Origin of the sequence: Ureibacillus aquaedulcis, assembly GCF_030418165.1 — a bacterium.
Taxonomy (GTDB): domain Bacteria; phylum Bacillota; class Bacilli; order Bacillales_A; family Planococcaceae; genus Ureibacillus; species Ureibacillus aquaedulcis.
In genome coordinates, this window is the sequence record NZ_JAUHTQ010000007.1 from 136,977 (window position 1) to 159,938 (window position 22,962).

Consider the following 22,962-nt stretch of genomic DNA (forward strand, 5'->3'; position numbering starts at 1 on the left):
AAAAAAGTATGCTACATTTACAAACCATCACAAAAGACAATTGGATAAAGGCCATCTCCCTGCGTGTTCGTGAAGATCAGCTAAAGTTTGTAGCGACAAACGCTGTATCACTAGCCCAGCTCAATTTCCTAGATAACTTTCATGCAAAAGGAATTTACCATGGGGTGGAGATGGTTGGCTTTGCTCTGTATGGGATCGACGATGATGATCATGAATACTGGATTTATCGAATGATGATTGATCAAAACCATCAAGGGAAGGGTTATGGGGTGGAGGCCGTGAGTCTCATTATTGATGATATTAGAAGAATTAAAGAGGACCGCCATCAAACCATCACACTTTCCTATGAACCAACAAATGAACATGCAAAGCGAATCTACGAAAAGGCTGGTTTCCAGGAAGTGGAGGGATTAATCATCTCTGACGAACAGGTATCCCGTTTCACTTTTTAATACGATGCATAAGAGCTAAGAGGATTTCCTCGAGGCTCTTTTTTAATTGATTCATATTTTTAAAGAATTCACTTAATCTGCATACTCTTAACGATAAAGGGGAAAAATAAATTATTATCCTAATTATTGATTAAGGAGAATAGTAGATGAAAATACGGTTTGGATATGTAGCAAATGCACTGGGATTATGGGATGCAAGTCCATCAAAAACTTTAACTTTTTCCAGGTATTCGATGCTTCCAAAGGATGAGCGAATGGAAAAATTGAAGTCGATCACAGCACAAAACCTGCACCATACGAAAAGAATTTTGTACTACAATATCGCGCATGAAATCGAATTATACCGGTTATCGAGCTCTATTGTTCCATTAGCGACCCACCCGGAAGTGATGTGGGATTTTTATACCCCTTTTAAAAACGAATGGAAAGAGCTTGGGGAAATCATCCAACAATTTAAGATGAGAGTAAGCTTTCACCCAAATCAATTTACACTTTTCACAAGCCAAAAAGAAGAAGTAACAATGAATGCTGTAAAAGATATGGAATATCACTACAGCATGCTCAAAGCCATGAATGCTCTCCATACGGGTTTAATCAATATCCATATAGGTGGTGCATATGGGGACAAAAGCAATTCACTAATTCGATTTCATCAAAACCTTAAGCAGTTGCCAGAGGAAATTAAACGGCATATGACACTTGAAAATGATGATAAAACATATGATGTTCCCGAAACACTTGTGACGTGTGAAAAGGAAAACATTCCAATGGTACTCGATTACCACCATCATATGGCGAACAAAGAAGAGGATGATCTTCATCTTTACTTGCAGCGCATTTTCAACACGTGGAATTCAACTAATGTTATACCGAAAGTTCACATTTCTTCGCCAAAATCCGAACAAGCGTATCGTTCACATGCAGATTTTGTTTCTTTAGACTTTGCCCTTCCCTTCCTAAAGATGGCAAAGGAGCTAAATCAAGACTTTGACATAATGATTGAAGCAAAACAGAAGAACCTTGCAATGCAGAAACTTGTAGAAGATATCTCTGCTATCCGGGGAGTCAAACGTATTTCGAGTTCATCAGTAGAATGGTAAATGTTACAAACACCCTTTTGAGCTACAGGGAAATTGTCGGAGCTGGTTCTTCTGCCTTCCTTGCACAAAAATAGATGAAACCTTTTCGATTTCACCTAAAGATGGCTTGCTATGCCTTAGTATGAATACTTTACTGTTTCATGTGATTCATCTCATTCATGCAATCCAGAACAAGCGTAACTCCCTGACTAACGGAAGCACCGCCGCCTAATGCCGCAGAAACACCTATCGCTTCAAGTATTTCCTGCTCTGAACATCCATGGTCAAGACATCCCTTTGTATGGTAGATGATGCAATACTCATCTTGGGCATGAATACTGATTCCCAATGCAATCAAATGTTTTTGTTTTTGATCTAGTGCACCATCTTTAAAGCATTCCTCTGTAAACGCGTTAAATTGGCTTACAAATTCGGGCATTTTTTCGTTAAAAACACCAAGCCCTTTTTTATATTTAATCAGTGCATTTTCAGTTGAATTACCAGCATTTAGTTCCATAATCCCAATCACTCCTTCTTATTTATGACAGCCAATTTATTATGAACCAATTAGTAACCATTTATTTATTGCTGTTTTACACTTTCCATAATTCAGCAATCATAACTGCAGCCATAATAGGGATAATAGTAAGGACTATAAAAATTGAAGGTGATGGAATGGAAATGCAAAATTATCAAGCTGGAGATATTGTCTACGTTTTCTATAGAAATCCTCATACCCAGGATGTAGCGAATGTGCAATCTGCAGCGATTGTTAATAACCCTCAGAAAGAGGATGAATTAGCTTTGTTTCTGTATGAAACATATTACCCGCTATCAAATGAAATGGCTGTCTACTCTACGGAAGAAGAGGCGAACCAGGCCTATGATTACTACTATGGGGATGAATCGGAAGGGCTTATTCAATGAATAACCCATTTACGCCCAGACTCGTCTATTTTGAACCTGCTGCATTAGAGTACCCTTTGGGAATAGAGTTATATGAAAAATTCAAGAAGATGGATATTGAAATTCGTGAAACCACTTCACACAACCAAGTAAGAAACCTTCCCGGGGATAATGACTTTAAAAAATATCGCGTTGCCAAATCAACACTTGTTGTAGGAATTCGAAAAACGCTTAAATTCGATACCTCCAAGCCCTCCGCAGAGTATGCAATCCCTTTTGCAACGGGCTGCATGGGTCACTGCCACTATTGCTATTTGCAGACTACGATGGGAAGTAAACCCTATATCCGTACATATGTCAATGTAGAGGAGATTCTTGAGGCTGCCGACAAGTATATGGAGGAACGCGCACCGGAAATCACAAGATTTGAAGCTTCTTGTACATCCGATATTGTCGGAATCGATCACTTAACGCACACCCTGAAAAGAGCAATCGAACATTTTGGAAAATCTGAGCTTGGCAAACTAAGATTTGTAACAAAATTCCACCATGTTGATCACCTCCTTGATGCTGACCATAACGGAAAAACAAGATTCCGCTTCAGTGTGAACGCCGACTATGTCATAAAAAACTTCGAACCAGGGACTTCCCCATTAGAAAAAAGGATTGAAGCGGCGGGGAAAGTTGCCCGGGCTGGCTATCCACTCGGATTTATAGTAGCACCAATCTATCTTCATGAAGGTTGGAAGGATGGGTACTTTAAAATGTTCGAGCGTTTGGATGCGGAGCTGCCTCCTGATGCCAGGGAAGACCTTACCTTCGAGTTTATTCAGCATCGCTTTACAAAGCCTGCCAAGAGGGTAATAGAGAAAAACTATCCCATGACAAAATTAGAGTTAGACGAAGAAAAAAGAAGATATAAATGGGGGAAATACGGAATCGGAAAATATATCTATCAAAAAGAAGAAGAAGAGGATATAAAGAAACATCTATACACGTATATGGAAAAGTTCTTCCCTAACGCAAAGTTGGAATACTTTACTTAAATATTATAAGGGTGAGTATTTCTCACCTTTTTTCAGTTTAGTTGAATTCTCATTTATACAAGATTTTTAAAAATAGTTGATAATATTAAGAATTGCAAGTTTAAAATATGGGGTTTGGTAGCAAGATTATATAGGAATGTAACGGTTTTTGCGCTAAAATAAGTCATATTTTTTCAATTTAGGACAAAAATTGTAACGTTTTGTGTCATTCCTTGACAAGATAATCATTTGTATATGAAAATATATACATAATTATAATTATTATAATTAATTTACACTTTCAAAAACAAAAATAATTCCTAGGAGGAAATATAGTATGTCTTTAATCGGAAAAGAAGTACAAGCATTCTCAGCAAAAGCATTCCAAAAAGGTGAATTTATCGATGTATCTGAACAAAACTTCAAAGGTCAATGGAGTGTTGTTTGCTTCTACCCTGCAGACTTCACATTCGTATGCCCAACGGAATTAGAAGATCTTCAAAATCAATATGCAACATTAAAAGATTTAGGTGTTGAAGTGTATTCAGTTTCAACTGATACACATTTTACACATAAAGCATGGCATGACAATTCAGAAACAATCGGCAAAATTGAATATATTATGATTGGTGACCCTTCTCAAAAAATCTCTCGTATTTTTGACGTGTTAGACGAAGAAGAAGGTCTTGCAGACCGTGGAACATTCATCATCGATCCAGATGGCGTTATCCAAACTGTTGAAATTAATGCTGGTGGCATCGGCCGTGATGCAAGCACACTTGTAAACAAAATCAAAGCAGCACAATATGTACGCAACAATCCAGGTGAAGTTTGCCCAGCTAAATGGGAAGAAGGGGCTGCTACACTTAAGCCAAGCCTAGATCTTGTTGGTAAGATTTAAGGAGCATGATTTAAAATGTTATTAGATGCAGAAATCAAAGCACAATTGGCTCAATATCTTCAAATGATGGAAGGCGATGTGCTACTTAAAGTAAGTGCGGGGAATGATGATGTTTCCCGCGATATGCTGGCTTTAGTAGATGAATTAGCTACTATGTCGAACCATATCAAAGTAGAAAATGTCCAACTGGATCGAACACCAAGCTTCAGTGTAAATCGCCCTGGGGAAGATACTGGCATAACATTTGCTGGTATTCCTCTTGGCCACGAATTTACATCATTGGTTTTGGCGCTTCTTCAAGTTAGCGGTAGAGCACCAAAAGTAGATCAAAAGGTCATTGATCAGATAAAAGGTATTCAAGGTAATTACCACTTTGACTCTTATATCAGCCTGACTTGCCATAACTGTCCTGATGTTGTTCAAGCACTGAATGTGATGAGCGTTCTTAACCCTAATATCACGCATACCATGATTGATGGTGCAGCGTATAAAGAGGAAGTTGAAAGCAAAGACATCATGGCGGTACCAACTGTATTTCTAGATGGAGAACCTTTCGGCAGCGGCCGTATGACATTGGAGGAAATCCTGGCTAAGGTTGGCAGCACTCCAGATGCATCAGAGTTTGCCAACAAAGAGCCATTTGATGTTCTTGTTGTTGGCGGTGGTCCTGCTGGTGCTAGTGCTGCGGTCTATGCAGCACGTAAAGGAATCCGTACAGGTATTGTGGCAGAACGCTTTGGCGGCCAAATTATGGATACGCTAGGCATCGAAAACTTTATAGGTACGAAATACACGGAAGGTCCTAAACTTGCAGCAAGCTTGGAAGAGCATGTTAAAGAGTATGATATTGATATCATGAACCTTCAACGCGCTAAACGCCTGGAAAAGAAAGATTTGATTGAAATTGAACTGGAGAATGGTGCAGTTCTGAAAAGCAAAACGGTTATTCTTTCAACTGGTGCACGCTGGCGTAATGTAAACGTACCTGGAGAAGCAGAGTTCAAAAACAAAGGGGTCGCTTACTGTCCTCACTGTGACGGTCCTTTATTTGCAGGGAAACGAGTAGCGGTTATCGGTGGCGGAAACTCGGGTGTTGAAGCTGCAATTGACCTTGCTGGAATTGTAAAACATGTAACAGTGCTTGAATTCTCTGATGTCTTAAGAGCGGATTCTGTTTTACAAGATCGTTTATACAGCCTGCCAAATGTAACGGTTATCAAAAATGCTCAAACAACTGAAATTACAGGTAACGACAAAGTAAATGGGATTTCCTACATTGATCGTGAAACAGAACAAACCCATCATATTGAATTAGAAGGGATTTTCGTTCAAATCGGTCTTGTCCCGAATACGGACTGGTTAGGTAGTGAAGTTGAACGTACACGTATGGGTGAAATTATTGTAGACAAGCATGGTTCTACAAGCGTTCCTGGTGTATTTGCTGCTGGTGACTGTACAGATGCTCCATATAAACAAATCATTGTGTCAATGGGATCTGGTGCAACTGCAGCCTTAGGTGCTTTTGATTACCTAATCCGTAATTAATTAAAAATAGCAGTCTCCGTCTAAGCACGGTGGCTGCTATTTTTTAAGCTTTCTTTTTGGAACTAATCCATAATCTCCCTTGCTACTGAATCCTCTTTCAAATTAAAATCATAAGCCTCCGGATTAACATAATTCGGTTCTAGGTAGCTCGATTCTTCATCACTGTTAGAAGCCCATTTGAACTCTGGGAACGATGAATATTCTTCATCTTTCCAAATCCATATACCGTCTTTTCCCTTTTCTCTATGAAAAATGTTATGACTTAGTATTGTATTTTCATTGGTTGTGAAAAAGTTAGCAATAAAGATGCGTGATGGACCTGCAGTTAGGATATTCTTCTCGATTGTATTGTCTTTCACATCATGCTGAAGCATTAGTTGACCTCCATCGAGGTTCAAAGTATCGTTTCGATAAAGTATATTCTGTGCGATATAGGAATTGATTGTACCTCCACGATTTTCATCATATCCACCAATTGAGATGCCTGTTAAGAAGTTTTCATAGATTGTATTGTTAATGATTTGAATGTTTTCCGCGTTTTTTCCACCATGCTCTGATGTGGCTTCAATACCAATATCATTTTGATAAACGGTATTCTCTTCGATTGTTATATCCCGGCCACCGTCAACATAGATTCCAGCTGCACTATATTCTTCCCCATATGCTGGATTTCCGTATGTAGAGATACCGTGAACCGTATTGTTGGAGACCACACCATTTCGGACAAAGTCATTGTCATGATCAGTAGAAACGCCTTCATAACCAATCAAATCAATTCCGATATTATCATTGCTGTGAACATGATTATGTTCGATTTTAAATCCATCAATATTGCCATTGAGAACAAGGGCCTCACTTGCACCCAGCTTGAGTTCTTGTACCGTGTTATTGGTAATGGCTATGTCCTCCATTGTTCCTGTAGCGTATACGGCAATCCCATGGCCATTCCCCTCTTTTGCATGCGTCTCAATTTGTTCTACATGGTTGCTGTCCAATGTGATATGACTGCTGGAACCTGTTACAAAAATCCCCATAACCGTTTCACTTGCTAATTCCGTTGTTAAATCCTGTACCGTGAGACCATGGATGGTTACATGGTTCTTATTGTCGATAATAATGATGGAAGTATCGCCTTCCTCAATCTTTAGTTCCTCCCCACTCAGAACAACTTTTTCATCTTTGTAAGGTTTAAAAACAATCTCTTTTGACTTTTTGCCACTATGCATAATGACAAGCTTTTCCTTATAAACACCTTCTCGGATGTGAACAGTCGTCCCTGCTTCCGCTACTTGTGCAGCTTTCTTCAACGTACGAAATGGCTTAGACTTCGATCCATCGTACTCGTCATTTCCATCGGTAGCTACGTAAATATTTTGTTGGTGATCCTTGTTTTTGTTTATGTTGGTCAAACAAAAGATGATTGCTGCCGCAAGGATCATTAAAATTATTCTTTTCATTATGTGCTCCTAGTTGATACTCGGTATATGATTTAAGTTACTATTTTTCTATTACTTTATTAATCAATCTAGTAAATTATTTCATTTTAAAGTAAGTTTTTCTATTAACTTTCGATCAAGATTAGTAGTTTTACACAAGCAACTCCTTTCTATAGCTCATAAGCTATGTTAACCACACGAAAGGATGTTATGCCATGGAACTGCTAAAGCAATATACAATCACTATTCTTGGAAGTATGGGTGGTGTTGCAAAGTCAATTCTATCAATTCTCAATCATTCCGCTATAGATAAAAATGATCCCATTCACCATGTTATAACAAATACAAAGTTTTATTTAATAGATATTAATCAAGGTAGCATGGATTATTATAATAAACTGTTTCCAAATCTAATTGGCAAATTAACCCTCTTACAGTTTGACCTCAGTGATACAGCAAAATTAACTGAACACCTAAAATCAACAAACACTAAATTAGTTATTGATGTATCATGGGCTGATACAATCAAAATGTTGGAATGTTGTAATAAGCTTGGCGTCCATTATATCAATTCAGCATTAGAAAACACTGAGGTTGACGAGGATGAGAGCTTATTTGGTTTTCCACTAACTGAACGTTATAATCGATTTAATGCTAAAAAGCCGAACTATACTAATACAAGAGCAATTATAGGATCAGGGATGAACCCTGGTGTAGTTCAATGGATGGCAATTAAGCTATTGGGTGACAACCAAGATAATCCTCCTCTAGCTTGCTACATTATTGAGCATGACAGTTCCTTCTATAAAGACAAAAATCTTATACAACCTAAAACGATCTATACTACCTGGTCCGTAGAGTGTTTTCTGGATGAAGCCATTCTAAGCTACCCCATGTTTGTCCGACATCAATTACCACTCTATTTATATGATGATGTCTATGCTACTGAATTTAAAGTCAAGTTAGGAAATAAAGAATTTTATGGCTGTCTTATGCCCCATGAAGAAGTACTAACATTAGGTGAACTTTATGATAGTGAAATTGGATTTATCTATCGAGTTAATGAATATACAACAGACTTAATTCGAAAAAATTTAGGTGATGTAGATACTCTTTGGAATTGGAATCAAAAGCTAATTGATCCCTCTAAGGGAGAGGTAGAAGGAGAGGACCTTGTAGGTGTTCTTTTAGTATACAATGATAAGGAAATTTATATGTACAACACAATGAAAAGCAGTGAGGTATATCAAAAATATAAAACTAGCGCAACATACTTCCAAGTAGCTTGTGGAATATATGCGGGTACTGCGAGTTTAATATTAGATAAAATTCCTTTAGGTGTATATTATGTCGATGAATTATTACTTAATACGCAAAGTGACTATGGTAAATATTTAACTTACTATATGAGAGATTTTGTCTTTGGTGAGAATAATAGTTCAGATGGTTTATTGCATCAAAGAATGAAAAGAATTCTATAATACCAGATGGCTATTTTTACAGATGTTTATCACCATATAAATTGTATAGTATACTTGTAAAATTCTTATTAGGTTTGAGAACTGAAAAAAAAGTGAAATTGCGCAGTCGATTTCACTTTTTTTATTTTGGAATATATGTACACAAAATCTTCCCATCTATTGAAGGCGATGCAAAGGGGTTCCCGTTGAATTTATTCTAGTTTCATTGCTTTTGTCTAAATAACTATTTTTACCTTTCGCTTTTATTTTTAGAGGAAAAAAACTGGATTGGCTATTATTACTCTGCTGAAGATTGGGTATATAAGCTATATCGAATATTTTTTAAAATTCAATACACATGCTAAAAGATATATAGCCAATTCGAAACTTATTGGTACGCAACCTGTCGTAAAATCTGTTTAAGCTTCTAATTTAATCATTTCCTCCCGAGATTGAGATAAAAATTAGTTTTTAATCTTTTTCGTCTTTTAACAACTTTCTAATCACATCTTAGATTTCCAATACCCAACTCAACAAAGCTTTTTTTAATAAAACTATTTACGGTTCTTTTTTATTAAAGATGGACAAAATATTCATACAATCATTGCGAAAGAAGTTACTATCTGAAAATAATTAATTGGAAACACTAAAAAATGTTTTAATTCATCAGGAGGTCTCAAATGCAATATGTTATTTCTATTTTAGGTATTCTCGTTGTATTGTTATTGGCATGGTTGGCAAGTTCCAATCGAAAAGAGATAAAATTCATACCGATTATCATTATGATCGTCATTCAAATTCTTTTATCATTGCTGTTATTGAATACAAAATTTGGCTTAATCATCATTAGAGGAATAGCTGCTGTCTTCAACAAGCTGCTTGAATATGCGAACGAAGGCGTTTCCTTTGTGTTTGGCGGCATAGCGAACGAGGGAGAGGCTCCCTTCTTTTTAACGGTTTTACTGCCAATTGTATTTATTTCTACATTAATTGGTATTCTACAGCATCTTAAGATTCTGCCATTCATCATGAAAGGAATTGGATGGGTTTTAAGTAAAGTGAACGGCATGGGTAAACTTGAATCATATAATGCCGTGGCTTCTTTAATGGTCGGACAATCAGAAGTTTTCATCACATTAAAAAAACAGTTAGGCCTGCTTTCGACCCAGCGTTTATATACTCTATGCGCTTCGGCAATGTCGACTGTATCAATGTCCATAGTAGGTGCTTACATGACCATGCTGGAGCCAAAATATATTGTTACCGCCCTAGTCTTAAACCTATTCGGCGGTTTTATCATAGCAACGATCATTAATCCGTACACGATTGATCCTAAGGAAGATATATTGGAAATCGAGGAGAATGAAAGGCAATCCTTTTTTGAAATGCTCGGCGAGTATATCCTTGATGGTTTCAAGGTTGCCATTATCGTCGGGGCCATGCTGATCGGATTTATTGCATTAATGGCGGGATTCAATAATGTGTTTGAGCTATTACTCGGTATTTCCTTCCAGACCATATTAGGCTATATCTTTGCTCCGGTTGCCTTCATCATGGGGATTCCCATGTCTGAAGCGGTTAGTGCCGGATCCATTATGGCGACTAAACTGGTAACCAATGAATTTGTGGCGATGCTGGATTTATCCGGAGGGGATTATCACTTTAATGAACGAACTATGGGAATCCTTTCTGTATTCCTCGTGTCCTTCGCCAATTTCTCATCCATAGGCATTATTGTCGGAGCAGTCAAAAGTCTGAATGAAAAGCAGGGCAATGCCGTTGCCCGCTTTGGATTGAAACTGTTATATGGCGCCACACTTGTAAGTGTACTTTCAGGGATAATAGTTAGTCTTATTTTATAGTTCAATGGAAGTTGTTGAAAAACAACGGCTAAGAATAGATTAACTAGCATATGTGGGCTCAAATTTAATACTTAAAAAGGCAGTGGCGCGAACCACTGCCTTTAATTTAATAACCATTTACAAAATCAGCTATCGTTTCTTTTTCGTCTTCAGTAAGTTCCCTTTTTACGTGTTTTTCATATCCTTCTATAATTTTCTGTTGATTGCCACCATAACTTTTTGTATATTTTGCAATTGTTCTGAGCATGAATGCTTCCTGATTAAATTCTTCTTTTGATATCGGCTTTTGATGCGAAGGAAGATATGTTTCTGCATCAAATTGCTCTAACTCATCTAATAGCCGCAATGTTTCCTCAATTGTATAGTTTACTTTTGGGGAATAAAGATTTGGATAAATGCAGTCACCAAGAAAGAGAATCTTTTCTTCTTTAATATATACAACCACCGAATCTGAAGCATGGTCCCCTCCAACGTGCTGTAAGATACAGGTTACCCCGCCAAGATCAATTTCCAATCGTTTTTCAAAAGTTACATCCGGCAAGACAATCTTGATATCTCGGTGTTCCTTGAATTCCTCCTTAATAGCTTTTGCACAAAACTCAATTTCAATTCCTTCTTTCACTCGCGCATCTAATGCCTCGTCCGACCATAAAAACGGAATTAGTTTTCCCATTTCTTCTTTTGTTCCTTTGGAAGCGATGGAAACTGTATTGGATAATGCAGAAAGACCAAAGATATGATCCCAATGCCAATGCGTTAGGACAACCATATCAGGGCTTTTGACGCCCCTCTTTAAAAGCTCATTCTGAAAATAATTTGCATGATCTTCCGAGTTGCCTGAATCGATCATTAATGTCTTTTTACTGCCGACCACCATTCCTAGAATAGGACGGTCAGTTTCCGATATCGGTGTAATATACCAAAAACAGCTGCCAATTTTGTTTATTGAGTGCATAAGGGCCGCCTCCTTTTTGTTATTATTTTAATTCAAAAATCGGCATTTTACTTCAATTGGAGGATTTTTTTGATTATAGGCATTTTAAGGTAACCCGCAAAACATTGGATAATTTGTTTTGGAATGAGGAACCTCATAGCAATGGATAATTGGGGAAGGAAAGATTATGAAAGATAATTAAAAAGGCCGATTGTCTTGAAAGCAATCGACCTTAGTTATTAAATTGTATTGCTTATGGTAAGGTTCATCGTAATATCTAAGTTAGTTTTATCCATTTAGAACAATTAGTCGGGAAACTAGCATCTAGTTTTGAACTAGCTCTAACTCTCTGCCTAATAACTTTGCAAGTTCTAACATACCGAATTTTTGAGCTTCCTCTTCAGCGTCTGAGTTATAGTTTGTGTTTGTGTTTACATCATAAGTGTATACAGTACCTTCCTCATTGACGATGAATTCTATACCTGCAACATCAATGCCATTCCCTTTTAAGAACTTTTGGTATTTTCCAATTAGTTCTGTATGAGGGTTTTCAACAATTCTAAATTTCATTTGGTCCTTGGGCTCTTCTCCCACCGGGCAAAATAGATCGCCAATTTGACATGCGTCTGCAGGGCATAATTCAAACCCTTCAGAAGTATCTACTCTCACGGAGTATACATATTCCCCACCAACAAATTCTACACGAGTGATTGATTGGTCTGGAGATGTTATATATTCTTGTACAAGAGTAATACCGTCTACTGACTCCTCAAACGTAGGCTTATCCAAATGCTCTTGCAGCGCTTCCAAAGAATAGAATAATTGAACCCCCAACCCTTTACCAGCACGGTTGTGTTTTGTAATGAAGGGTAGAGTATTTAAAGCTTTCGCCGCTTCCATGATTTGTTCTTTTCCAACAGCCGCAACTGTTTTGGGCACACGAATGCCGTATTTCTCCAATTGTGTATATTGTTTTACTTTGCTTAATTCAAGACGAAGTGCATTTGAGCCGTTTAATACTTTTTTGCCGTAGTATTCCAGCCAATCGATGACTGCACCTGTTAATTCTGGTGCAAAACGATGATTGCGTGTATGGGAGGATGCACTCATACGATTATAGAATACCCCTTCTGGCGGTGCTTCATTTAGATTCACAATCCCCTCATCTAAATGCCAGGTTTCAAAAGGTAAGTTTAATTCATCTAGTCTTTTTATTAAATGGCTTGTCCAATCATTATTTTCATGGAGGACATAGATTTTTTTTGTCATGTTATACACCCTCTGCTTAATCTTTTTCATTTAACTATCTGGATACATTCACTAAGGGAAGAAAATTTATCTTTTTTGATGTGCATCCCCTCCCCGTTATCCGCGCTGTTCACAATAGGAACTCCTAAATCCCGGTAAAGTTTCCGTCAGATCCTCTATTACTTTGGGCAGCATCCAAATCTGAATACAATTTTAACGCTGACTCTTTAATCAATGCAATCAATTTATTCGTATTATCACCTTTGAAGCCAGTTCTTGAATGGAGCACACTTAGAGTAATTCCCTCTTCAAAAAAATAAATATTGTTACAACAAAATAGAGGAAACTACTATAATACTATTGGAACTAAAAAATTACGAGGTCCTGCCTAAATAGATAGACAGGGCCTCGTATTGTCATTTAAGCATTGTCGCATTTAGGAATTCCCTAGTTCTCTCTTCTTTCGGATGGTTGAAAAATTCCTCAGGTGTGCCGCGTTCAACTATTTTTCCGTCGTGCATATACACAATCCAATCCGCTACTTCCCTGGCGAATCCCATTTCATGCGTTACAACAACCATTGTCATTCCTTCTTCAGCCAAGTCTTTCATGGTTGTTAAAACCTCTCCCACAAGCTCGGGGTCGAGTGCCGATGTTGGCTCATCAAATAGCATAATGTCTGGTTCCATTGCAAGTGCTCTAGCAATCGCCACCCGCTGCTTTTGCCCCCCTGATAGTTTACCAGGGTAGACATCCGACTTATCCTCTAAACCTACTTTTTTCAGCAGTTGTTTTGCTTTGATGATGGCCTCCTCTTTGTTAATACCTTTTACCATGATTGGTGCCTCGGTAATATTCTCCAGAACCGTTTTGTGTGGGAAGAGGTTGAAATTTTGAAACACCATACCTACCTTTTCCCTAATCTTGTTAAGGTCATCGGTCCGTGGATTGACTTCATTTCCTTCGATTATAATACTTCCGTTGTCCTTTCTCTCCAAAAAGTTCAAACAGCGTAGGAGGGTGCTTTTCCCGGAACCACTTGATCCTATCAGACAAACAACATCGCTCTCGTAAACTGTCATATTGATATCTTTTAATACATGTAAATCTCCAAATGATTTATTCAATTGATTTATTTTAATCATTTCCTTCGTGTTCACTCGCTTCGTCTCCTATCTGTCGCTTACTGCTAATTTCAGTTCAATTCGGTTCACTACAAATGTCATCAGCGCTACTAGCAATAAATAGTAGACTGCTACGATAAGTAAATAGGTCATTTCGTCAAAATTATTTGACCCTAGTGTTGTCGCCACATTGAACAGCTCATTCATGGAGATAAATGCGGCTAACGAAGAATCTTTTAAACTTATGATAAATTGATTGCCTAGAGGCGGCAGTGCTCGGCGGAATGCCTGTGGAAGAATAATCCTTCTTAATGTCAGCGTCTTTGTCATTCCTAAAGAACGTCCTGCCTCAAATTGACCTTTATCGACTGACTGAATTGCTCCTCTAAGAATTTCGGAAATATAGGCTCCATTATGTAATGCCAGAGCAAGTGAAGCAGCCCAAAAATCAGGAAGAAGGAATATCCCGCTAATCCCGAAGTAGAGGATAAATATTTGAACAATCAACGGTGTTCCGCGGACCAAATAGACATATATATCTGAAATAAGTTCCAAAACTTTTATATTCGAAATTTTTAATAAGGCAAAGACAAGTCCGATGACGATTCCGAGCAAGATCGAAACCACCGTCAACTCCAATGTTAAAAGCATAGCTTTTAAGAATACACCTTTTGTTTCCATTAGTATGTTAAAGAAATGCGAAAAACTTGGCAAAGTACGACTTCCTTTCTGTCCATGGGATTGGTTTATTCCGGTTTCTTGGTAATGTCTTCACCAAAATATTCGATGCTGATCTGGGTCAGTGTTCCATCTTCCCGGAGTTTTTCCAAAGATTCATTTACTCGCTTCAATAGCTTTGGGTTATTCTGGGGCAGCACAATTGCTTGTTCACTGCGATTAATTAGTTGTCCAGGTTTAATCTTAAACCCTTCCTTTTGAGCAGTTTTTCCTGTAACAAAATCCGTAATCACCGCATCGTGCCGACCGCTGCTCAACGCTTTTAAAGCAGTAATATCGCTGTCATATGTTTTTACTTTATCGGTGTACTCAGAAGCAGTATCGGCATATGTCGAACCTTTTGCTACCGCTACTTCCTTTCCCTCTAAATCCTGAACAGTCTTAATTTTACTATCTGTTCTGGTAAAGATTTGCGGGCCGGAATAATAGTAAGGCGTAGAGAAAGAAACATGCTTGCTCCGTTGCGGATTAATCGTGTGGCTGGCAACGGCTGCATCTGCACGTCCAGTTTTGATCCCTTCTACAATCCCTTTGAATTTGATTCTCTTCTGAACAGGCTCAAGGTCCATTTCTTTTGCAATTGCTTCACCAACCTCAATATCAAAGCCTGACATGGTAAGATCATCATTTATATAACTAAATGGCTTAAATTCTCCAGAAGCAGCAAAAACAAATTGATTCTTATTTATCAGTTCAGATCCATCCTCAAGCTTCTCCTTCTCCGCACAAGCAGACAAAAAGCAGACGACGATTATACTAGAAACCAATATGAACTTTTTGTTCCACAACATGTTGGCTATCACTCCTTTTCCCTTTCATTTATCTCTAAATGTCTCTCTTGCTTATGAATGTTAATACCCTGTTTATTTCCAACAAAACAAAAGGTGTCAGGCACTTTTAATAGTACCTGACACCTTTTCCCAGAGTATTTGCATTAAATTTATCTCTTTTAATTCTTACACTTTTTTGCCCTTATAATTAAAAACGAAGGTCGACGAAATTCTTTATGAAGGCTTGGTAAATTACATACAGCTTCTTTAGTTGGTATTGGCTCAAGAATTTTTTCGATTTGCAAACCATTTTCAATAAGCGTATTCAGGATAGTAGACATCGTACGGTGATACATCATAACATGATCAACCAACCAATTTTGAGTGCGTAAGCCTTCATTCTGGTAATTGTCTACTGCAAAATGAAGAAGGTCACCTTCTTCATTCGTAATCCAATTTTCTTTCCCCTTATTTGCTGTTACAATGGGGTGCTCCAGAGAAAACAGTAAAATCCCATCTTCACATAATACCGTACTTATCTTCTTTATAAGTAACTGGAAATCCGCAATATAGTGAAAAACTAATGAACTGCTAACTAAATCAATCGTTCCATTCGGTACTGTCATATCTTCAATTGCAGCCTGCTCAAAAGTTAGCCCTTCATGAATATGACGCTTTTTTGCGTTAGTAATCATGTTTGAAGAAATATCAATACCCGTCACTTGTTTTGCACCTTGGCTAATACAATATGCTGCAAAATCTCCCATTCCACAGCCAATATCCATTATTACTTTATTTTTAAGAGTTGGAATCAGTGCAGAAAAATTGGGCTGTTCAAGTAAATTATTATAATTATTTTCCCGTGCTCGTATTTCTTGATATTTTTCAAAAAACGTATTGTTATCATATATGTTCTGTTTCATTTTACCCTTCATTTCACCATAACGTTATGAAGTATTTGCGCAAATTCATTATCACATGCATACAAAAACAATAATAGACTTATAATTCAGTTTTTGTTAGGATGTAGATAGAGGCATGTCTTCTTTATAAAATACTAGAAGAATGCGATAATTTGCTGAAATGTAAAGGGTAGAAATCATAGAAGTATTACCTTCATTTTGGAACATCTTATTCCAAAGTGCTTCAAAGTAATAGCTTCAGGATTGCCTTCTACAAGATGACATCATCATTTTACCTTATGTTGAACCCCTTAATTGATTTACTACTAACACCACGATTAATGGTTAATTATATGATTTTCCCTCGGAATAGCTGCTGTTCCCTAAACCCTTTGATAAAATTATTTCTGTAGATATACTTTGGGATTAACTAGTGATTATCTCCGTTATTTTCACTTATTTCTTCAAAGGAATTCCTTCGGCTATACCAATGAGCAAGTAAATAGATTGAAGTCAAAATTAGAAATGAGTATGTTAGCGACCAATCAATTTTTTTATACAAATCCATCATAGCCAACAATGGCAGCCCCACATATGCACCAGATGCTCCGAAGAAAATTGCTTTTATAAATGGATTAAATCGGGGCTTAAATTGTAACAACAGCATCGCAAACACAGGCAAGAGGGAAAGTCTGAATGAGAAGCTCACAGTAGCTACAGGTATAACCTTTACTGGATAAGCCCATTTTCCATAACTTACGCCAATCGCATCCAATATTTCGGATAAAACCATTAACAGTAAACCGGCAGAAAATATACGAGCCGAACTTTTGCGGTCCCTTAGTATCAGCCAGATAACCCAGGGAATCACCATCATAGCCAATGCTACCCACCATTGCCAAGTAAATAAAAATACATTCATCACCATATCGGTAGTTAACTGATTTGCGTCTGTAATTTTTTCGGTCGCTTTATCTATTTGATTTAACCCTTCCTGGTAAGTCATCAATCATCCTCCTACTGCATTATGAATTCACTGGTTATTAGTTTTTACCATAACTTCCTGTACTATACTGATTGTATTAGCATTAGCATACAATCCAATTAAACCCTTAAAATTAAAAAGGACCGGGCCTTTTAAATATCGTCCCTAAAAAATAAAAAACCATCAAAAACGTTTTCCATCAACGCTTCTGATGATTTTCTCTAAAAACCACCCCTCTATGAAATTAGAGTTGAACCATGCCGTAGTAACTGCTTTTAATCGGAATTGTGTTGTACCGTTTTTTATTTAATATCTAGTTCAAGTTTAGCAGTTCATTGTTTCTCTTCCCTTGCATACTTAACAGTAGAAATACTAGCTAAACCCTACAACTCGTCCGCTATTTCTTTCACAATTTCATCAATTACTGGGGCTGTACCAGATTTATTTTGTACCAACACACTAAAGATGTACGATTGCCCGCTGCTTGCTACTAAATAGCCACTAAGCGTACTAACACCCGTTAATGAGCCTGTTTTTGCATAGACTTTTCCTGCTGTTAGTGGATCTTTTAATCGATTTCTTAAAGTACCCCCTACCATCCGATCCGCATTTGCAGCTACTGGTAAGCTAGTAAAATAGGTAGCAAACCAATCCTCACTCTGCACTTTAAATAACAATTCGCTCACTAATAGACTCGAAACGCTATTTTCATGAGATATTCCTGAGCCATCTTCAAATTGCCAATCTTCCATATTTAGGTTAATGGAGTTTCCATATTCCTCTATAACTTTCAATCCTGCCTTTGTGCTACCGTGGTGATTCTTCACCTTCCCCATTGTTTTTACTAAAATATCAGCAATGCCGTTATTGCTTAGTTTCATATAAGGAATTAGCAGTTGCTCCAGTGTCATCGATTGCTTCATTGCTACGAGTTGAGCACTATTTGGTGTTTCAGCTTGAAATACTTTTTCTTTTGTATACTCGATTCCGGCTTCTGCTAAAACTGCTTGGAACATTGTCAATGTATGTGTTGTTGGATGTTGGACAGTCACCCATTCTTTTTTCGTTTTATCGATAGGAAGATTCCCACTAATGAAAATCTCATTTGTTTGATATAATCTTTCAATTGTTAGTGTATTGGGTTTTCCACTTTCCACTGTCTGTGCTTCATTTACTATTTGTAAATCTCCAATGTTTGGCGTTACTTTAATGGACGGTAAGTCTCCAACCATAGTGCCGGTTGCTTCTACAATTATCGTTCCCGAATCGTAGTCTGTGTTTGGAGAGGTAGTTAAAGCTGTTATTGGGGCAGCATAATAATATGGCTCATCCTCGGCCCAAATTCCAGGTGTTAATAGATCGTTATCAAACCATTTGTCATCACCGACAATCCGTCCATCAATTTTATGAATCCCATGTGCTTTTAACTCTTCTGCAAACTGTTGTAAGTCTTCTAGGGATAGAGTTGGATCGCCTTGCCCCTTTAAATAGACATCCCCATTTAAAACACCACCTGACAACTTCCCAGTTGTATATAGACTAGTATTAAAACGGTAATCCTTTCCCAGTACTTCCAATGCAACTGCAGTGGTTAACAGCTTCATATTGGATGCTGGTTTTACAGTTGTTTGACCATGATAGTCATATACCATTTCTCCAGAATTTTGTTCTCTTACGGTAATACTCACATCTGCTCCAGCTAATTTTTCTTCTACAATTCTATTAATAGAATCGCTTAATGTAGGCTCTACTAGTCTCTCTGCTTGAGCAACATTTTGAAAACTTAACATGCTCACTACCAACATACCGGCCATTATCATGGACGACCATTTTTTCCTCATAAACTACCTCCATTTTTTGAATATTCAATCATCTATAGATAGATTCATCATAAATAACTTTTTTCCTTTAAAGTTATTAAAAATAGGCTTATCGATGGAGGTTAAAAGAATTAACCTCCATCAATAAACCTATACTTTTTCCGATAATCCATGAGGAATCAGCGGAATTACAATAAAGACGATGTATATGAAGTTACTTCCCAATGGGGAATTGAAATGTATAATGATGCATCTCGATGCAAGGAGGATTATATAACCTTCAACTAGTCAAATTTCATATACGTAAAATATTTAAATCCTGGTGACTGTTTCAAATTGTATAGCTGTTGGATTGGCGAAGAAACTGAAAATAGAAATGCTAACATTAACATTCATATCGATGAATTAAATTGGGGCGCAATTGAAATACTAAGAAACTTTAGTTAACTTTTCAATTTTAAAACCACCTATACGTTTTTTTATCAACGTCTTAGGTGGTCTTTATAAAAACCGCACTTACTTATGATACGGTTCTCCCTTAATAATCCTAAAACTCCTGTAAATCTGCTCGACCAACACGAGCTTCATGAGCTGGTGGGGAAGAGTCATTTTACCGAAGCTTAGTTTTTCGTCGGCACGTCGTAGTACATCGTCATGCAGGCCAAGGGAGCCACCGATGACAAAAGCAACTTTGCTTGTTCCGTATGTCATGAGAGATTCGAGCTCCTTTGCCATATCTTCCGAGGATTTCATTTTCCCGTCGATTGCGAGGGCGATGACATGCATGCCGTCATTGATTTTCGCCAGTATCCGTTCGCCCTCTTTTCTCTTGACGATTTCCATTTCCGCATCACTTAGTTGTTCGGGAGCTTTTTCATCCGGTACTTCCACTAGTTCCACTTTGGCATATCCACCCAAACGTTTCACATACTCGTCTATGCCCATCTTCAAGTATTTTTCTTTTAACTTTCCGACCGAAATGATCGTGATATTCACAGATTTTCCACCTTTACATTGCATTCATAATTTACATTCCCAACAATTGATTCCTCATCCATTTAACTTGGGAAAAGCATCACAACGCCCATTATTATGAGTTTCATTTTTCATTTTAGTTAGAAAATTTAAATACAAACAATTTATCCACCTTAATATTTCATTTACAAACAACTTATCCACAAAAGTTATACACATATCCACAATACCCACCTATATATTGTGTAAAGTTATTTACTTGATACAATATATGTTGCAAGCTCTTCGCAATAAGAACATTTTGTGGATAACTTTTCATCATCCGATAGTTTGTCCATAATAGGGAACTCTTTTGTTTTCGCTACGAACATGTCTAAAGCGTGATCTATATGGGTTTCACAGCTATAATCCTTCATATTTTGGTGCCTCCTTTTTTTCAGAAATTTTAACAAACTTATTCACAGTTTATTCTATGTTATCCACAATCTATTGTAACAAACAAAAAAAGAGTAGGAAAGAAAAGGACTTTCTTCCACTACTCTTTGTGCATATTTTGATAAAAGTTATCCACAATTTTAATATTTACCTATACTTTTACACAGAAGTTCCTTCAGTTAATGTTAAATCTAACTCCACTAATTTACCTTGGCGATATACTTTAATTTTTATAGTATCCCCGATATCTGTTTTATTGTATAAGTACTGGCGAAGATCAATGGCGTTTTCTACTTTTTGTCCGCCCATCTCAACAATCACATCATATTGTTCTAAACCTGCATTACCAGCTGCTGAACCTCCCACAACTTCTGATACGACAACGCCTGTTGTTACTTCCTCAGGCAATTGTAACTGTTGTTGCTGGTAGAATGCCGGTACATCTGTTAAATCCAATAAACCGATTCCCATTGTTGGGCGTTTTACTTCACCATTCTTTTCTAGCTCTTCAATAATTGGAATAACTGTATTGATCGGAATTGAGAAGCCTAATCCTTCTACTGTATCTTGAGCAATTTTCATGGAGTTAATTCCGATTAATTCACCAGCAATGTTAATTAATGCTCCACCGCTGTTCCCTGGGTTAATGGCAGCGTCTGTTTGCAGCACTTCCGTTTCCCAGTCCTCTGTTCCATCCGCATTTAAGTCAACCGGTACAGAGCGGTCAGTACCTGAAATAACCCCTGTTGTCACGGAACCATAGAAATCTAGACCAAGTGGATTCCCAATGGCAATCACAGTTTCGCCTTGTTTTAATACCTCGGAATCCCCAAACTTAGCAACAGTTTTAACTTTTTCACTGCTAATCGAAACAACCGCTAAATCTGTCCAAATATCACTGCCAACTAATTTAGCTTCTTCCTTTGTCCCATCCGCTAACGTAACTTCAAGTTGTTTCGCACCTTCAACTACATGATAGTTTGTAATTACATAGGCAAGATCGTTGTCGACTTTATAAATCACACCAGACCCACTACCTGCTTCAGCGGTCGCTGCTTGTTGATTCCAGAAGTCACTTACCTCCTGCATATTTGTTATCCCAACCACAGCATCGGATACAGATTCGACAGCTGTTGTAATATCTGTTGTTACTTCTGTCGCGGTTTGTGTAACGGATGATTCTGTTTTGCTTGTAGTTGTCGAGTGATTAGAAGCAGGCAGCTGATTCGACATAGATGGCACTAGCAGCCATATTAATAATGCACCAATAATCACACCCGCAAGTCCACTAAAAAAGTAACCCGCCTTACTGCCGCCACTTTTTTTGGAGCGTCGTCTATTGTCTTCCTCCTGCTCACGCTTTAAACGTTCTTGAAGAGGTGAGTATGAGTTTACTGATTCGTTCTGTTCTTGCTGTTTATTTTCATCTTCATTAAAATAACTCATCGTATTCATCCTTTCGTTCTCTTGTTGTCATTATGATACAATTCGAACATTAAAATTACATGAAAATGAAATAAAACAAAAATAAAAAAGATATAACAAATGGCATCTTTGTTATATCTTCATAAAGTTAAACTGTTACCAGCAAAGTTGGTTCTTCTGCGTCCGTATCATGGATATTCACATACTCGCCAGCAATAATACCGCAAGATTGCAGGGTTTGTGTGACACTCATTCGAGCTAAATCTTTCATATTATTATCCTTGCTTAAATGAGATAGATAAATTTGAGTTGGTTTTTCAAAAACAACTTCACTCATCGCCACGGCAGCATCTTCATTTGAAACATGTCCAACATCACTCAAGATTCGTCGTTTGATGGACCAAGGATAACGTCCCATTTGAAGCATACCGATATCATGGTTACTTTCAAAGACAAAGGAATCCGCACCGCGTATAATGCCTTTCATCCGGTCACTAACATAGCCAGTGTCCGTAATTAATACGAGCTTACGTCCATTCTCATGGAATACATAAAACATCGGATCCACTGCATCATGAGAAACTGCAAAAGATTCAATACTTAAGGAGCCAAAGGATTGGACGGTCTCCATATTAAAGGTAAATCGCTGGTCCAAAGGAATGTTTCCAATATGCCCTTCCATTGCTTGCCAAGTTTTTTCGTTTGCATAAATCGGGACATTATATTTTCGAGCCACAACACCCAGTCCTTTAATATGGTCGCTGTGTTCATGTGTTACTAAAATTCCTGATAATTTTTTCATATCACGATCAATTTTAGCAAACAGTTGCTCCATTTTTTTGCCACTTAAACCGGCATCCACTAGAAATGCATGTTCATCGTTTTCAACATAGATGGCATTTCCAGTAGATCCACTTGCTAAAACACTAAATCGCATACG

22 protein-coding genes are annotated in these 22,962 nt (G+C 37.5%); 8 read left to right on the forward strand and 14 right to left on the reverse strand.

The window, feature by feature from the left end; genetic code table 11:
- Window positions 1-8: 8 nt before the first annotated feature.
- A complete protein-coding gene (locus QYB95_RS11185) occupies window positions 9-452 on the forward strand; it encodes a GNAT family N-acetyltransferase (RefSeq protein WP_301138412.1) in 444 nt (147 codons plus the stop codon).
- 146 nt (window positions 453-598) lie between these two features.
- Window positions 599-1,552: a UV DNA damage repair endonuclease UvsE gene (gene uvsE, locus QYB95_RS11190; protein ID WP_301138413.1), complete on the forward strand. Its 954-nt coding sequence runs from the start codon at window positions 599-601 to the stop codon at window positions 1,550-1,552.
- Window positions 1,553-1,682: 130 nt separating this feature from the next.
- Here the strand turns inward: uvsE and QYB95_RS11195 are convergent, their stop codons facing one another.
- Window positions 1,683-2,048: a carboxymuconolactone decarboxylase family protein gene (locus tag QYB95_RS11195; protein ID WP_301138414.1), complete on the reverse strand. Its 366-nt coding sequence runs from the start codon at window positions 2,046-2,048 to the stop codon at window positions 1,683-1,685.
- A 158-nt stretch (window positions 2,049-2,206) separates the two neighbouring features.
- Here QYB95_RS11195 and QYB95_RS11200 point away from each other — a divergent pair, with 158 nt between their 5' ends.
- From QYB95_RS11200 to ahpF, 4 genes are all read left to right on the forward strand, one after another.
- Entirely contained in the window at window positions 2,207-2,458 is a 252-nt protein-coding gene (locus tag QYB95_RS11200) for a transcriptional regulator SplA domain-containing protein (RefSeq protein ID WP_301138415.1), read from the forward strand.
- Window positions 2,455-3,483: a spore photoproduct lyase gene (gene splB / locus QYB95_RS11205; protein ID WP_301138416.1), complete on the forward strand. Its 1,029-nt coding sequence runs from the start codon at window positions 2,455-2,457 to the stop codon at window positions 3,481-3,483. Before QYB95_RS11200 ends, splB begins: the two co-directional genes overlap by 4 nt.
- Before the next feature lie 316 nt (window positions 3,484-3,799).
- Complete coding sequence (gene ahpC / locus QYB95_RS11210) at window positions 3,800-4,363, forward strand: alkyl hydroperoxide reductase subunit C (RefSeq protein WP_301138417.1); 564 nt, start codon at window positions 3,800-3,802, stop codon at window positions 4,361-4,363.
- Window positions 4,364-4,378: 15 nt separating this feature from the next.
- Window positions 4,379-5,908 carry an alkyl hydroperoxide reductase subunit F gene (ahpF, locus tag QYB95_RS11215; RefSeq protein ID WP_301138418.1) on the forward strand — a complete coding sequence of 510 codons (1,530 nt, stop codon included), beginning with the start codon at window positions 4,379-4,381 and terminating at the stop codon, window positions 5,906-5,908.
- Between the two features lie 62 nt (window positions 5,909-5,970).
- Here the strand turns inward: ahpF and QYB95_RS11220 are convergent, their stop codons facing one another.
- The gene (locus QYB95_RS11220) at window positions 5,971-7,365 is read right to left on the reverse strand and encodes a right-handed parallel beta-helix repeat-containing protein (protein ID WP_301138419.1); all 1,395 of its coding nucleotides are present in this window, start codon (window positions 7,363-7,365) and stop codon (window positions 5,971-5,973) included.
- A 194-nt stretch (window positions 7,366-7,559) separates the two neighbouring features.
- Between QYB95_RS11220 and QYB95_RS11225 the strand changes: the two genes are divergently transcribed.
- Together QYB95_RS11225 and QYB95_RS11230 are read left to right on the forward strand one after the other, a co-directional pair.
- On the forward strand, window positions 7,560-8,825 hold the full coding sequence (locus QYB95_RS11225; RefSeq protein ID WP_301138420.1) for an S-adenosylmethionine decarboxylase related protein: 1,266 nt from the start codon (window positions 7,560-7,562) through the stop codon (window positions 8,823-8,825).
- Window positions 8,826-9,484: 659 nt separating this feature from the next.
- Entirely contained in the window at window positions 9,485-10,666 is a 1,182-nt protein-coding gene (locus tag QYB95_RS11230) for a NupC/NupG family nucleoside CNT transporter (protein ID WP_301138421.1), read from the forward strand.
- 106 nt (window positions 10,667-10,772) lie between these two features.
- On the opposite strand, the gene QYB95_RS11235 is transcribed toward QYB95_RS11230, so the two are convergent.
- From QYB95_RS11235 to QYB95_RS11290, 12 genes are all read right to left on the reverse strand, one after another.
- Window positions 10,773-11,621 carry an MBL fold metallo-hydrolase gene (locus QYB95_RS11235; protein ID WP_301138422.1) on the reverse strand — a complete coding sequence of 283 codons (849 nt, stop codon included), beginning with the start codon at window positions 11,619-11,621 and terminating at the stop codon, window positions 10,773-10,775.
- 303 nt (window positions 11,622-11,924) lie between these two features.
- On the reverse strand, window positions 11,925-12,869 hold the full coding sequence (locus tag QYB95_RS11240) for an ATP-grasp domain-containing protein (protein WP_301138423.1): 945 nt from the start codon (window positions 12,867-12,869) through the stop codon (window positions 11,925-11,927).
- 395 nt (window positions 12,870-13,264) lie between these two features.
- Entirely contained in the window at window positions 13,265-13,993 is a 729-nt protein-coding gene (locus tag QYB95_RS11245) for an amino acid ABC transporter ATP-binding protein (RefSeq protein WP_425609201.1), read from the reverse strand.
- Window positions 13,994-14,020: 27 nt separating this feature from the next.
- A complete protein-coding gene (locus QYB95_RS11250) occupies window positions 14,021-14,686 on the reverse strand; it encodes an amino acid ABC transporter permease (RefSeq protein ID WP_301138425.1) in 666 nt (221 codons plus the stop codon).
- 32 nt (window positions 14,687-14,718) lie between these two features.
- Window positions 14,719-15,501: a transporter substrate-binding domain-containing protein gene (locus QYB95_RS11255; protein WP_301138426.1), complete on the reverse strand. Its 783-nt coding sequence runs from the start codon at window positions 15,499-15,501 to the stop codon at window positions 14,719-14,721.
- A 158-nt stretch (window positions 15,502-15,659) separates the two neighbouring features.
- Window positions 15,660-16,403 (reverse strand): class I SAM-dependent methyltransferase, encoded by a 744-nt coding sequence (locus tag QYB95_RS11260; RefSeq protein ID WP_301138427.1) that lies wholly within the window; start codon window positions 16,401-16,403, stop codon window positions 15,660-15,662.
- Window positions 16,404-16,812: 409 nt separating this feature from the next.
- Complete coding sequence (locus QYB95_RS11265; RefSeq protein ID WP_301138428.1) at window positions 16,813-17,388, reverse strand: CBO0543 family protein; 576 nt, start codon at window positions 17,386-17,388, stop codon at window positions 16,813-16,815.
- A 362-nt stretch (window positions 17,389-17,750) separates the two neighbouring features.
- Window positions 17,751-19,208 (reverse strand): D-alanyl-D-alanine carboxypeptidase/D-alanyl-D-alanine endopeptidase, encoded by a 1,458-nt coding sequence (gene dacB / locus QYB95_RS11270; protein WP_301138429.1) that lies wholly within the window; start codon window positions 19,206-19,208, stop codon window positions 17,751-17,753.
- 495 nt (window positions 19,209-19,703) lie between these two features.
- On the reverse strand, window positions 19,704-20,183 hold the full coding sequence (rlmH, locus tag QYB95_RS11275) for a 23S rRNA (pseudouridine(1915)-N(3))-methyltransferase RlmH (RefSeq protein ID WP_301138470.1): 480 nt from the start codon (window positions 20,181-20,183) through the stop codon (window positions 19,704-19,706).
- A 230-nt stretch (window positions 20,184-20,413) separates the two neighbouring features.
- A complete protein-coding gene (locus tag QYB95_RS11280; RefSeq protein ID WP_301138430.1) occupies window positions 20,414-20,578 on the reverse strand; it encodes a CxxH/CxxC protein in 165 nt (54 codons plus the stop codon).
- Between the two features lie 178 nt (window positions 20,579-20,756).
- The gene (locus QYB95_RS11285; protein WP_301138431.1) at window positions 20,757-22,043 is read right to left on the reverse strand and encodes a S1C family serine protease; all 1,287 of its coding nucleotides are present in this window, start codon (window positions 22,041-22,043) and stop codon (window positions 20,757-20,759) included.
- Window positions 22,044-22,170: 127 nt separating this feature from the next.
- Complete coding sequence (locus QYB95_RS11290; protein ID WP_301138432.1) at window positions 22,171-22,959, reverse strand: MBL fold metallo-hydrolase; 789 nt, start codon at window positions 22,957-22,959, stop codon at window positions 22,171-22,173.
- Window positions 22,960-22,962: the final 3 nt, after the last annotated feature.

Excerpts from the sequence above, each read along its gene's own strand:
- QYB95_RS11185 (WP_301138412.1), top strand. The coding sequence starts at position 9 with ATGCTACATTTACAAACCATCACAAAAGACAATTGGATAAAGGCCATC.
- uvsE (WP_301138413.1), top strand. The coding sequence starts at position 599 with ATGAAAATACGGTTTGGATATGTAGCAAATGCACTGGGATTATGGGAT.
- QYB95_RS11195 (WP_301138414.1), bottom strand. The coding sequence starts at position 2,048 with ATGGAACTAAATGCTGGTAATTCAACTGAAAATGCACTGATTAAATAT.
- QYB95_RS11200 (WP_301138415.1), top strand. The coding sequence starts at position 2,207 with ATGGAAATGCAAAATTATCAAGCTGGAGATATTGTCTACGTTTTCTAT.
- splB (WP_301138416.1), top strand. The coding sequence starts at position 2,455 with ATGAATAACCCATTTACGCCCAGACTCGTCTATTTTGAACCTGCTGCA.
- ahpC (WP_301138417.1), top strand. The coding sequence starts at position 3,800 with ATGTCTTTAATCGGAAAAGAAGTACAAGCATTCTCAGCAAAAGCATTC.
- ahpF (WP_301138418.1), top strand. The coding sequence starts at position 4,379 with ATGTTATTAGATGCAGAAATCAAAGCACAATTGGCTCAATATCTTCAA.
- QYB95_RS11220 (WP_301138419.1), bottom strand. The coding sequence starts at position 7,365 with ATGAAAAGAATAATTTTAATGATCCTTGCGGCAGCAATCATCTTTTGT.
- QYB95_RS11225 (WP_301138420.1), top strand. The coding sequence starts at position 7,560 with ATGGAACTGCTAAAGCAATATACAATCACTATTCTTGGAAGTATGGGT.
- QYB95_RS11230 (WP_301138421.1), top strand. The coding sequence starts at position 9,485 with ATGCAATATGTTATTTCTATTTTAGGTATTCTCGTTGTATTGTTATTG.
- QYB95_RS11235 (WP_301138422.1), bottom strand. The coding sequence starts at position 11,621 with ATGCACTCAATAAACAAAATTGGCAGCTGTTTTTGGTATATTACACCG.
- QYB95_RS11240 (WP_301138423.1), bottom strand. The coding sequence starts at position 12,869 with ATGACAAAAAAAATCTATGTCCTCCATGAAAATAATGATTGGACAAGC.
- QYB95_RS11245 (WP_425609201.1), bottom strand. The coding sequence starts at position 13,993 with ATGATTAAAATAAATCAATTGAATAAATCATTTGGAGATTTACATGTA.
- QYB95_RS11255 (WP_301138426.1), bottom strand. The coding sequence starts at position 15,501 with ATGTTGTGGAACAAAAAGTTCATATTGGTTTCTAGTATAATCGTCGTC.
- QYB95_RS11260 (WP_301138427.1), bottom strand. The coding sequence starts at position 16,403 with ATGAAACAGAACATATATGATAACAATACGTTTTTTGAAAAATATCAA.
- QYB95_RS11265 (WP_301138428.1), bottom strand. The coding sequence starts at position 17,388 with ATGACTTACCAGGAAGGGTTAAATCAAATAGATAAAGCGACCGAAAAA.
- dacB (WP_301138429.1), bottom strand. The coding sequence starts at position 19,208 with ATGAGGAAAAAATGGTCGTCCATGATAATGGCCGGTATGTTGGTAGTG.
- QYB95_RS11280 (WP_301138430.1), bottom strand. The coding sequence starts at position 20,578 with ATGAAGGATTATAGCTGTGAAACCCATATAGATCACGCTTTAGACATG.
- QYB95_RS11285 (WP_301138431.1), bottom strand. The coding sequence starts at position 22,043 with ATGAGTTATTTTAATGAAGATGAAAATAAACAGCAAGAACAGAACGAA.
- QYB95_RS11290 (WP_301138432.1), bottom strand. The coding sequence starts at position 22,959 with ATGCGATTTAGTGTTTTAGCAAGTGGATCTACTGGAAATGCCATCTAT.